Raw genomic sequence first — 12,066 nt, forward strand, 5'->3', positions numbered from 1 at the left:
CAATCAATGCTGAGATTATTAAAGAGAAAATATATAGAACGATATGTGATTCTATGCTATAATTACAAACATGAAACAAAACAACATTCCGCAGCAGACACATTTTATAGGTGTCTTGTTGCCGGAGGATATAAGCCTCAGCCTTGAAGATTGCCGGCGATATATGAACAGGGCTTATGGATGTAAGTCAGGGCATGGTACCCCAATCCATGTTACTCTCATACCTCCGTTCAGATTGCATAAAGACTATTCAACCGATGATTTAATAAGAGCGATTGAAAAAGAAGTTTTGCCTAAGGGCCTAGGTTTTACCGCTCATATAGATAATTTTGATGCGTTTGGAGATAGAACTCTTTTTGCAAAAGTAGTTGCAGATGAAAATTGGACAAGGCTCCGTGATGAAACCGTAAAAGCAATTTTGAACGCCTGTCCGGGCTGTATCAAAAAAGACAGGAGACCTTTTCAGCCTCATGCCACTGTTTCAAATCGGGATATTCCACCGGGGGTAACGGCAAAAGCCCTTCAGGTTATGAATGAACTGAATATTGCGGAAGACTTTCCGGTTGATAATATCACAATTTTTGAACGGAAAGCCAACAGGTGGGAAGCGGCTGTTAGTATGGAATTGTCCATGCATGTCTAAATTCTTATAAACGATTCCTTTTTGTTAGTTTACTATGTATAAAGAAACCTGAAAATACTGGCGCAAGTATTTTTACGGATATTCTATGCGATATTCGCGCACAACTTTTTTGTACGCATACAGCATATATGCTCCGTAAATCATCGTTGCAAATGCGCCGCCGATTCCTGCCACGGCGTACACTTCAAGCCATGTCATTGTTGTCGTAAACGCTAAATACGAGGCCACCAGCGAAAAGACAATCGGAACAGGCGCGATAAAATAATCGATTTTTCTGTTCATGATTTTTGCGAGCGGAATAAAGTGCAGGCCGATAATAAGGGTTACGGCAGGGAAAATCAATTTTACAAGATGAACAGCCGAAAGTGTCGCGGCAAAAACTGTAACCGCCGAATAGGTAATCGCGCTTACGATACTCATTTTTTTGACAATCTTTTTTCCCGCTTCGGACTGCACCGTCTTGAAACGTTTTGCGTGTTTAATGTTTTTTATGCTCGCAAAAACGATGTACGCGCCGTATGCAACCGTAAGCGCGAATAAAACTATGCCGAGAGTGTCCCAAGCGAAACAGAACCAAATGGAATAGCACAAAGTGAAAACCGCCATTATGATTCCGTAGGGCGCAATGTTTTGCGCAATCTCGCCGAATTCCTGCTTTGTTTCGTTATCCATATTTTTCCTCCGAACCGCACTGTAGCACAATCACCGCATTTTTTCCAGTACGTTAAATCTTTTTTTATATAAAAATTTAACGAGCCGGCATGTTGTTTTTTTTACCTTTTCGATTTTTCATTTTGCCGTACCTATGTCTTTATACATATATACTATTCCAATGTTCCTGCCGAATTTCCGCCAACAGTTCTTCAATCTTCCGTATCCCACAGGATGATCGCTTTTACCACAGACTCTTCCGCGGTTATTATGCCGTCTTGTGCTTTTGTGTTTAAAAGCTGCATAACGGCTGTTTTTTCTTCATCGTTATATGCAGCACCATGCATATAGTCTTCGATAGAGTGGCTTGTGGTACGGACTTGCTTATCAACCAGAACTTCGGGGCAGTAGCCCATAAGCCAGAGTATATTCCACACGCCGTAAACATAGTTTTTATCATTATGAGGCAACCTGAACAGTTTCCGTCCGAGGAGCTGCTCTATCTCTTCTTCTATGGAATCCTTTTCATAGACAGTCCGTTCCAGTATGCAGTATTTTTTTGAAATCATACACATCCGTTTTATATTATCGATGGAAGCAATTGCAGGTGTCATACAGGCAAACACAAAATCGAATTGATTTTCGGTTGTGAATGTGTCCATCCAGTTTCCATGGATCAGTTTTGCTTGCGGGATATGCCGTAGTTTTTCTTGCGCATATGCAAGCATTTTTGAAGAAATATCGATACCGGTAAGATACGGAGTATATGCGGCAAACTCCGATAAATGCCGCCCCGTCCCGCAGCCGATATCTAAAACTTTGGAATTCTCTTTGAGCAGCTGCCGGTCTTTTATAAGATGAAATACAAAATCATTAGCAAATTGTTTTTGTTTTTTTTCGGTACGTTTATAAAAGCTTTCACTTTTATTATCCCACATGCGCTCGGCATGAGCATCGTCCCGGTCTTTTTGAATGTACCGTTCAAAATCATACATTGTTAGTTCCATAATTATATCTTCCTTTCATTAAATTTTTGTAAAAATACTTTAAAATTATGTTTGCGGATTTTTATATCTTCTTTCCATATCGTTACCAAGCCTTCTCTTTTCAAACAGCTGAGGCAGCGATACACCGAAACATGTCGATCGTAAAACCGGGAAAATCCTGCAGCTGTTCCGTGTCTATATCCCGTCGGTTACGCGGGTCTTCCGCAAGAATAACCAAGATAAATGCGGTTAAATGTTTGAACTTCGATTTTTGATTAATATTCACTGCATAACTCCTTATCAACTTTTACCGAACACTTTTCTTATGCTGCCTTCTTCTACGATGCAGCCTGCTTCCATGCGATACACATAGTCAGCAACTTTTTTTACAAGGTCGATGTCGTGTGTCACCAACAGCATCGAAAAACCGAGTTCGTATTGCAACTGTTTTAAAAGCCGCATGATATTCACCTTGGAAGAATCGTCAAGCATGGCGTTTATTTCATCCGCGAGCAGCAAAACCGGCTGCATCGACAGTGCCCGTGCAATCGCCGTTTTTTGTCGCTGCCCGCCGGATAGTTCCCGTGCCCTTTTGTTCAGCATTGCCTCATCGGCAGGGAGACCGCACAGCTTTGCATATTTCATCACGGTTTCTGTAAAGGCAGCGGCGCTTTTGTGATACCGGATGACGGACGGTTCGGCGATAATTTCCCGTACGGTGAGAGCCGTGTTCATTGACGAAAACGCATCCTGCTCTACAATTTGCAGAGCGTGTTCCCGTGCGAGTAAATCGTTCTTTTCTATTTCGGTATTCTCAAACACGATGGAACCCGTATCTTTGTTCAAAAGCCCTGCGATAATATGCAGCACGGTAGTTTTCCCCGAGCCGGACTTCCCCAGCAGGGCAACGATTTCTCCGTGCCGTACTCGCAGCGAGCAGTCTTTGACGGCCTCTGTTTTTTCTTTTCCCGTATCGAATGTCTTTGAAAGATTCCGGACTCTTAAAATGGTCTGTATGCCGTTTTTTGCACAGGCGCATCCTTCGCTGCATTCCGGCGGCAAATACGGCGTATAGGATAAACACTCGCTGCTTTTTTGTGTACACCGCTCGTAAAACGGGCAGCTCCGGCGTTCCTCTGCTTCTTTAATACCCCACAAATCCTTCCATGGATTAAGATAGGTACTTGATTGCAGCAGCGCAGATGTGTACGGGTGTTTTGCCTCTTCCAAGATGTTTTGCGTTTTACCTTTTTCTATGACATACCCGTGCAGCAGTACCATCAGATTATCGGTGAGGGTTTCAATCACTTCAAGATCATGGGAGACAATCAGCATTGTCGTGCCGTATTCGCTGTGAATGTTTCGTAAAAGCTGCAATATCTGCTGCTTTGATGCAGGATCCAGCGCGGTTGTCGGCTCGTCGATTAACAAAAGCGGCGGATGCAGGCAAATTGCCATTGCGATAAATACCCGCTGCCGCATACCGCCCGAAAGTTCATGCGGATATCGGTTTTTTACACTCGGTTCCAGTCCGACGGAACGGAGTACCGCTGCGAGTTTTTGTTCCGATAGCTTGGTATCGGTTATTTCTTTGCGCAGAACTTCGGTAATTTGTTCGCCGACTGTCAGTGCAGGGTTGAGTCGTTCGTCCTGATTTTGAAATACCAGTCCGATCTCTTTAAAACGGATATTTTTCCATTCGGTTTTTCCGGCGTTCTGTATCTCACGGCCGTTGTAGACAATCTTCCCCGTTACCTCAGCTGTACCGGCATTGAAAGTCCCGCCGCCGGATTTTTCTTGCAGCAATCCCATAATTGCCGAAAGCAGCGTGCTTTTCCCGCCGCCGGATTCCCCGATAATGCCGCAGAGTTCGCCCCGCTTGAGCGAAAAACCGACATTCCGTATTCCGGCTTCCGCTCTGCCTGTGTCACCGGCACTGCTGCGGTATGTTACCGTGAGGTTTTCTACCCTTAGTATTTCTTCCGGCATCATGAGCGGGTACGCCCTCCAATGCTCAGCTCCATCCGTCTGCCGATTGCAGCAACGGAAAGCACGGTACAAACCATGACGGCGGTCGGAAACACGAGCCACCACTTCCAAAAATCAGTAAGATAAATATTCGGAAAATCCATTGCGCGGGTAATAGTCATACCCCAGCTTTTCGACAGCGGATCGCCGAGTCCCAAATACGCTAAAGAGGCTTCCGCCAAAATCGCTTTATTCATAATCTTAATCACACTCACCAGCATAATAGAAAAAAGTGGCTTCCAAAAATGCCACGCAAAGATATGCCAAAAATGCGCACCGTATACTTTTGAAAGCCGGATATACGGCGCTGTTTTCATTTTCAGTACTTCGCTTCTGACAATCTTGGCAGGCATTACCCATGACACAAGAGAAATAGCAAAGATAATATTCACCAATTCCGGTCCTAAAAAAACACCCAGCACTACCATGAGCAGCAGATCGGGAATGCCGATAAAAAAATCGATAATGCTGATGATCAGCGCATCGACGGCACCGCCTGCATAACCTGCAAGCATTCCGATAATACTGCCGCCGATTGCCGCAACTAATGCGCTTCCAACCGATAAAAGTAGGCTGCTTTTTGCTCCATAGCAAACCGAGGCAAAAAGGTCGATGCCTAAGTCGTCAGTGCCGAACCAGTGTTCCGGCGACGGCGGACAGAGCGCTTGCCCGCTCGGTATGGTGCCCGATTTTAAAAACGGAAAATACGGTAAGCAGGCTGCACACACAACTGCCAACAGAAATAAGCACGGTACATACGGCAGCACATTTCGAGGATTTTTCACTCTGCGCTCCTTCCCGTTCGCCGGTATATCGCTTCTCCCAATGCGCTGATGCACAAGATAAACACGGTAACAATAAAAAAAATACCTTGCAGCAAAAGATAATCCCGATAAAAGACGGCATCTCTAATCAGCCTGCCGATGCCCGGATATTTAAAAATATTTTCCACAATGAGTGCTCCGTTAAACAGCGTTTGCAGGCTGAGTAAAAAACGGGTAATAATCGGATTTGACGCATTCGGCAGGCAGTGTTTTACCGTAATGGTAAACGCCCCTAAGGATTTTGCCTGCGCGGTTTCTACATATTTTTTTTGCAGCTGCCGCAGCATTGCGCTCCGTGTTACAAAATAAAAATCCGGCGTTTTAAGTAACGATAAGGTCAGCGCAGGCAGTACTGCATGTTTTATAATATCGGCAATAACAGGCAGCGTAAAGCTAAGCGGTAAAAACGGCGTTATACCGCCCGATGTCGGCAAAACCCTCCAGCGAATAATAAAAAGCATCAAAATAGCGTTCGCCGTTAAGAATGAAGGAATCTCCGAAAGCCCTGTCATTGCGTGATACAAAAAACCGTCAAGCCGTTTACCTATAAACCATGCACTGAGGCTTCCCAAACACAGGCCCAGAACTAAACTGAACAGCAGCGAAACACATACAATTCCCGCCGTCCATATCAACCGCTTAAAGACAAGACGGACTACGGTATCCTTAAAATAAATACTGTAGCCTAAATTGCCGGAAGCAATACCTGCCAAGTAATGCAGATATTGCTTCCACAACGGTTTATCCAAACCGTAATACGCTTTGTATTTAGTGATTTCTTCCTCGCTGTAGCTTGCAACCTCCGTTCCGTCTGAAGAGATAAACACAAATGGGTCCGCACGCATCAAGCGGGGAAGAAAAAAATGAGCCGTAATTAACGCAAAGAATAAAACGGCATATTTTATCCTCATGGACGAATGATATACGAAAGCTTGGGATGATCCAATTTAGCGTGATCGTACCTCACCGTCCATCGGTCGTATTTTGCCGGACGGTACACCGTATTATCGATTTTGCCGTAGAGCAGCAACATGGGAATTTCATCCGCTAAAATTTCCTGAATGGAATATATCAGCTGCTTCCGCGTTTCCGCATTCCGTTCTATAGATTGCCGGTATAAAAGATCGTCCAACTGTGCGTTTGCATATCCTGCAAGGTGCGGCTTCTTCGTTTTGGAGGAATAAATTTCCCGCAGCATATCCGCATCACCGCCCATACCGCCCGATTCCACAATCGCAGTCTGGTAGGTTTTATCCCGGATCATACCGTCTCGGGCTTTGGAATCGACACTCACAACATCCAGCGTAATCCCGATATCCGCCAATCTGATTTTAATCAACTCCGCCATCTTTACCTCTTTGGGTGAACTGCCGACCGTCAGCTGCGCGGTAATTGTTCTGCCCTTCATCAGCTCTTTTGCCTTTTCAGGATTAAACTCGTACTTGGGAAGATTGGGGTTATACATCGGATGCGCAGGGTGCAGATAGCCTTGGCTGCCTTCCAACCCCGAACCGCGTTCGAGCTTTTCGATTAGCTCATTCCGGTCTATGGCATATGCGATTGCCTGACGAACCTCTTTATCGCGGAACGCAGGAATCTTATCAAAATTAAAATAGAAACGGAAATCGTGTAAGCCGAAATTCTTAACCACTTTGAATTCGCTGTTGTTTTCGTAATTTTTTACAAGGTCGGCAGGCAGGTTGGTAATATCGATTTCTTCGTTGTTAAATGCCAAGATGTTATCGCTAACGGGAATCCATTCGATTGCGGCAACGGCGGGTTTTAATCCCCAAAATTCGTCAAACCGCACCATTTTATAGGCACCCTGTTCGCTCTGATAGGAAACCAATTTATACGGACCGGATCCGACCACATCGCCTTCACCGGAAAATTTTGCAGGATCCTCGATATTTTCCCAGACATGCTTGGGAATGATGCGCATACTGCCGATTTTTTCCAACGCGGTCGGCGTATATTCCGGAATGTGAATCGTAACCGTATTGCCGTTGACTGTAACGGAATCCATCAGATACTTACCGTGCAGAATCAAGCCTCCTCGCATCGGCGGGTGCGTTTCAAAATACTTAACCGTGAACGCAACGTCCTCCGCCGTCAGCGGTTTTCCGTCATGCCACGTTGCATTATCGACAATCGTGAACGTATAGGTTTGTCCGTCTTCGCTCACAGACCATTCCTTTGCAAGCCACGGGATAAGGCCTTTTTCATCCTTTTCCAAAAGCGAATCGTAAATCAATTCCATTTTGAAAAAGCCCGGCCCGCGGTTCTGATGCCTAAACGGGTTCGGATAGCCGAAATCTCCGCCTGCTTCTCTCAGCACAATATCGGCATCTTTTTTGGCAGCAGGACTCTGCATATCCGCAGTTTTCTCCTTGCTGCACGAAACCGTCAGCACTACACATAAAGCGCACAGTCCCAGTGCACGTATTGTTTTGTTTAGCATAAAGCCTCCGAATATTAAATAAGTTAATAATAGCTAACTTCTTGCTGCATGTTAGTACATTATACACTAGATTGTCAAGTAGTTTTGAGAACCGGTTTTTTGTGAATTTGTACGCGTGCTATTGGGTTTTGTAAGGCCGAGTTTGTTTGTAACTTTTCCCTCACCGTCTTGACAACAAAACGGATTAGTTGTATATTTACATATGTTAGCTAACACTGTATACAAAAAGAGGAGATTTATGCCGAGAGACAAAACCGCCAATCATATAAAAATTATAGCCGCAGCAAAAGCCGAATTTATGGAGATGGGCTTTGATAAGTCTTCCATGCGAAGTATCAGCAAGCGCTGCGGTATGACGGCTGCGGGAATATATCGGCATTGTGTAGATAAAGAAGATCTCTTCGATCAAATTGTCGCTCCTGCGGTAGACCGCATAAATGCTTGGCTGGATGCACATGTTGCGCGATATGTGGGTGCGGTGAATCACAAGGAACACATTCAGTGGCGGGATTCTGAAATAGACATGATGCGTGAGATAATCTATCCAAATATGGATGAATATCATCTATTGCTGGCAAAATCACAGGGCAGCAAATACGAGAATTTCCTTCACGATCTTACGGAACAGCAACAAGAGCAGCTTTTAAAATATCTGCCGATGCTGAAAGCGCAAGGATACGCCGTGAAAGACATCGATTCAAAGGAGCTGCATCTTCTGCTTTCAGCATATACGACCGCTCTCTTTGAGCCGGTTATACATAATTACAGTTTGGAAGAAGCATTGCATTGCCTGAAAGCGGTGGAGGCATTCTTTGTTCCGGGCTGGAAGCAGTTGTTTGGGTTTTAATAACTTGCATAATTGAATAGCGTTAAAAGTCTCACCGCCTGTCTTTTTATTTATAAAAATGGGCGATGGGGTTAAGTGAATGTTAGCTAACGCTAACTATTATTTGTTAGCTAACAAAAGGAGATTTACTTATGGAGAAAAAAAGGAAGAGTCCTTCTCCTATCGCGTGGGCGTTAGGACAAACAGGGGAACACAAAGGACAATATGTTTTGAGTGTTATTCTCGCAGTCATCGGCGTGGCCTTTTCCATCGCACCGTATTTTGTTGTTGCCGGCATAGTACACGGTTTGATGGGCGGAAACAAAGACCTATCATATTATATGATACGTTGTCTGATTATCGCAGCGTTTTGGTTTTGCCGTGTATTGTTTCATGCGCTCAGTACATCTACAAGTCATAGAGCAACATTTGCAGTGCTCGGGGAAATCCGAAAACGCTGCACGGAAAAACTGACAAGAATGCCGCTGGGTGCGGTGTTGGAGCAAAGTTCCGGGGCGCTCAAAAATATACTCATCGAACGTATCGACAGCATTGAAACAACACTGGCGCATATCGTTCCGGAGTTCACCGCAAATTTACTGATCCCCATTATTATTTTGATCTACATTTTTACCATTGACTGGCGTATGGGGCTGGCTTCTCTTGCAACGATACCGGTGGGCTTTTTCTGTTATGGTCTTATGATGAAGGGCAGTCCTCAATTTTATCAACGCACGGTTACAGCCACAAAAGCGCTCAATGATACGGCGGTTGAATATATCGGCGGCATTCAAGTCATCAAGGTTTTCGGGAATACAAAAAGTTCCTACGACCGCTTTGTGCATGACGCCTATGAAGCCGCTCACAGCTATATCGATTGGATGCGCTCCTGTATTCTCACCTTTACATTCGCCACGGTAATCATGCCCGCTACAATGGTTTCCGTGCTCCCCATCGGCGGCCTTTTGGTAAAGGGTGGATCTCTTCCGCCGCAGAATCTGGTAACAATTATTATTCTCTCTGTCGGCATCATCACACCGCTTATAACCTTGATGAGTTATTCCGACGACTTTCGAACGATGGGAACCATCTTCGGTGAAGTTCAAAGTATTTTGTATGCTCCCGAAATGGAGCGCCCGTTAGACGGAGCTGTTCCAAAAGAAAACACGCTGAAGCTACAGGATGTTCGTTTTTCGTATAAGGAAAAGGAAGTGCTTCACGGCATTTCTATGGAAATCCCGGAGGGCAGCTTTATTGCGCTGGTCGGTCCTTCCGGCAGCGGAAAGAGTACCATTGCGCGCCTCATCGCTTCGCTCTGGGATGTGAGCAGCGGCTCAATTTTGCTGGGAGATACGGACATTCGCGAAATTCCGCAAGAAGCCTATTCGGATAAGATTGCCTTTGTCTCGCAGGATAATTATCTATTCAACATGACGGTCAGGGAAAATATCCGCATTGGGCGAGCGGATGCAACTGATGCGGAAGTGGAGGAAGCAGCAAAACACAGCGGTTGCCATGAATTTATTTTGGAGCTGGAACACGGTTACGATACCGTGGTAGGCACTTCCGGCGGGCATCTTTCCGGCGGCGAGCGGCAGCGTATTTCCATTGCCAGAGCAATGCTGAAAGAGGCGCCCATTATCATTTTGGATGAGGCAACCGCATACACCGACCCTGAAAACGAGGCGGTTATTCAGCGCTCTATCTCTAAGCTGACGGAGGGTAAGACGCTCATCGTGATTGCGCACCGGCTTTCTACGATTACCGCTGCCGATTGTATTTATGTCATTAAAGACGGCACCGTTGAAGACAGCGGAACCCATGATGAACTTTTGTCTCGTCACGGGTTATATGAAACGATGTGGAATGCACATATTGAGGTGAAAGATCATGCTTAAAGTTATTAGAAAGTTTTTTGCGTTCTGCGGTGAAGAAAACCGCCGGAAATTTATCACTTCCATTCGGCTCAATGTTATTCAGGCTCTGTTTGAGGCGCTAAAGATTCCGGCGATTGCGGTGATGATTCGGGCGCTGATGAACGGAATGGTAGACACAAAAGATATCCTGCTCTCGTTAGGGATTATGCTGATCAGCATTGCCGGATCGGGATTGCTAAAATCAAAGGCCGTTATGTTACAGACCGAAGGGGGCTATGACACTTGTGCGAAAAAACGGGTAGAGATTGCAGAGCATCTGCGGTATCTTCCGATGGGATACTTTAATGCCAACAGCCTCGGGCAGATTACATCTATCACAACTAATATAATGGAAAGCCTTGAAAATATTGCTACCCGTGTGGTAATGCTTGTCTGCGACGGCTTGCTTACAACCTTGCTTATTGTCGTCATGCTGTTTTTCTTCGACTGGAGAATCGCCTGTGTGCTGCTCTGCGGTTTTTCGCTGTTTCTTTTTGCAAACAGCCGCCTCAGGATTGCTTCCGAGAAGGTGTCGGGAAAAAAGATACGCGCAGATGAAAGGCTCGTAGAAAAGGTTCTGGAATACTTGCAGGGTATGACCGAGGTTAAGGCTTACCGATTGACGGGAGTTAAGAGCAGGGAATTAAATGAGGCAATCTCGGAAAACAGTAAGATCAATATCGACATGGAAATGACACTGGTGCCCCGCATAGCATTGCAGAGTTTTATCGCCAAGCTTACCGGTGTGGCAATGGTAGCTTTTTCATGCGTATTCTATTGTGCCGGAAGCATGGACGCGCTGAATGCTGTTGTCATGGTAATCTCCGCATTTATCATCTATACCAGTTTGGAAACGGCAGGACAATACTCGTCACTACTGCGCGTGGTCGATATGAGCGTTGACCGGGCGCAGGAAATTCTGAACACGCCGCAGATGGATATATCCGGAGAAACGATTGAACCGGCAGTGCGTGATATTGTTGCGCAGGATATCGCGTTTTCTTATGAGAAGCGAAAGATCATCGACGGCATTTCATTGAATATTCCTGAAAAGACTACGACGGCGATTGTCGGTCCTTCCGGCGGAGGGAAAACCACCTTGGTAAATCTGCTTGCACGGTTTTGGGATGTAGACGGGGGAAGCGTTATGCTTGGCGGCCGGAATGTGAAGGATTACGATATGGATTCCTTGATGGCGAATTTCAGTTTTGTGTTCCAATCGGTTTATTTATTCCACGACACCATCGCCAACAATATCCGCTTTGGTCAGCCCGGTGCTCCGATGGAGGATGTGATCGCTGCGGCAAAAAAGGCCTGCTGCCATGACTTTATCTCAAGCCTTCCCCAAGGATACGATACGGTAGTCGGTGAAGGCGGCGCAAGTCTTTCCGGCGGAGAAAAGCAGCGCATCTCTATTGCCCGCGCCATGATGAAAAACGCACCGGTCATCTTTTTGGATGAGGCAACTGCCAACGTCGATCCCGAAAATGAAAACGAGCTGATGCGCGCCATCCACGCGCTTACCGCCGAAAAGACCGTCATCATGATTGCTCATCGGCTGAAAACCGTAGAGAGAGCCGATCAGATCATCGTCGTAGACCGCGGCAAGATTGTGCAGCAGGGCACGCATGCCGAACTGATGAATCAGGACGGCATATACCGAAACTTTATCGGCGAACGGCGCGAAGCTGCAAGCTGGAAGGTACATAAATAATTATATGGAGGAATTTT

The 12,066-nt window shown here is 45.7% G+C and carries 10 protein-coding genes and 1 pseudogene; 4 read left to right on the forward strand and 7 right to left on the reverse strand.

Features of this window, described 5'->3' with window-relative positions:
* Positions 1-70 precede the first annotated feature (70 nt).
* On the forward strand, positions 71-643 hold the full coding sequence (locus tag HYB91_RS00695; RefSeq protein WP_002676102.1) for a 2'-5' RNA ligase family protein: 573 nt from the start codon (positions 71-73) through the stop codon (positions 641-643).
* A gap of 72 nt (positions 644-715) precedes the next feature.
* Here HYB91_RS00695 and HYB91_RS00700 read toward each other — a convergent pair whose 3' ends face one another.
* From HYB91_RS00700 to HYB91_RS00725, 7 genes and pseudogenes are all read right to left on the reverse strand, one after another.
* Positions 716-1,315 (reverse strand): hypothetical protein, encoded by a 600-nt coding sequence (locus HYB91_RS00700; protein ID WP_002676101.1) that lies wholly within the window; start codon positions 1,313-1,315, stop codon positions 716-718.
* 117 nt (positions 1,316-1,432) lie between these two features.
* A pseudogene (locus HYB91_RS12985) lies at positions 1,433-1,525 on the reverse strand (GNAT family N-acetyltransferase); the annotation flags it as partial.
* Positions 1,507-2,301, reverse strand: a complete 795-nt coding sequence (locus HYB91_RS00705) for a class I SAM-dependent methyltransferase (protein ID WP_002676100.1) — start codon at positions 2,299-2,301, stop codon at positions 1,507-1,509. The pseudogene HYB91_RS12985 and the gene HYB91_RS00705, both read right to left, overlap by 19 nt.
* Before the next feature lie 279 nt (positions 2,302-2,580).
* On the reverse strand, positions 2,581-4,272 hold the full coding sequence (locus HYB91_RS00710; protein ID WP_002676099.1) for an ABC transporter ATP-binding protein: 1,692 nt from the start codon (positions 4,270-4,272) through the stop codon (positions 2,581-2,583).
* Positions 4,269-5,036: an ABC transporter permease gene (locus tag HYB91_RS00715; RefSeq protein WP_252508209.1), complete on the reverse strand. Its 768-nt coding sequence runs from the start codon at positions 5,034-5,036 to the stop codon at positions 4,269-4,271. Before HYB91_RS00715 ends, HYB91_RS00710 begins: the two co-directional genes overlap by 4 nt.
* A 53-nt stretch (positions 5,037-5,089) precedes the next feature.
* A complete protein-coding gene (locus tag HYB91_RS00720; protein ID WP_002676097.1) occupies positions 5,090-6,043 on the reverse strand; it encodes an ABC transporter permease in 954 nt (317 codons plus the stop codon).
* Entirely contained in the window at positions 6,040-7,593 is a 1,554-nt protein-coding gene (locus tag HYB91_RS00725) for an ABC transporter substrate-binding protein (RefSeq protein ID WP_002676095.1), read from the reverse strand. Before HYB91_RS00725 ends, HYB91_RS00720 begins: the two co-directional genes overlap by 4 nt.
* 238 nt (positions 7,594-7,831) lie before the next feature.
* Here HYB91_RS00725 and HYB91_RS00730 point away from each other — a divergent pair, with 238 nt between their 5' ends.
* The 3 genes from HYB91_RS00730 to HYB91_RS00740 all read left to right on the forward strand — a co-directional run bounded on the left by HYB91_RS00730 (position 7,832) and on the right by HYB91_RS00740 (position 12,049).
* Positions 7,832-8,440 (forward strand): TetR/AcrR family transcriptional regulator, encoded by a 609-nt coding sequence (locus HYB91_RS00730; RefSeq protein ID WP_002676093.1) that lies wholly within the window; start codon positions 7,832-7,834, stop codon positions 8,438-8,440.
* Positions 8,441-8,571: 131 nt separating this feature from the next.
* Positions 8,572-10,317: an ABC transporter ATP-binding protein gene (locus HYB91_RS00735; protein ID WP_002676092.1), complete on the forward strand. Its 1,746-nt coding sequence runs from the start codon at positions 8,572-8,574 to the stop codon at positions 10,315-10,317.
* The gene (locus HYB91_RS00740; protein ID WP_002676091.1) at positions 10,310-12,049 is read left to right on the forward strand and encodes an ABC transporter ATP-binding protein; all 1,740 of its coding nucleotides are present in this window, start codon (positions 10,310-10,312) and stop codon (positions 12,047-12,049) included. Before HYB91_RS00735 ends, HYB91_RS00740 begins: the two co-directional genes overlap by 8 nt.
* Positions 12,050-12,066: the final 17 nt, after the last annotated feature.

Source organism: Treponema sp. B152, from assembly GCF_024181665.1.
In the GTDB taxonomy this organism is placed as follows: Bacteria; Spirochaetota; Spirochaetia; order Treponematales; family Treponemataceae; genus Treponema_B; species Treponema_B denticola.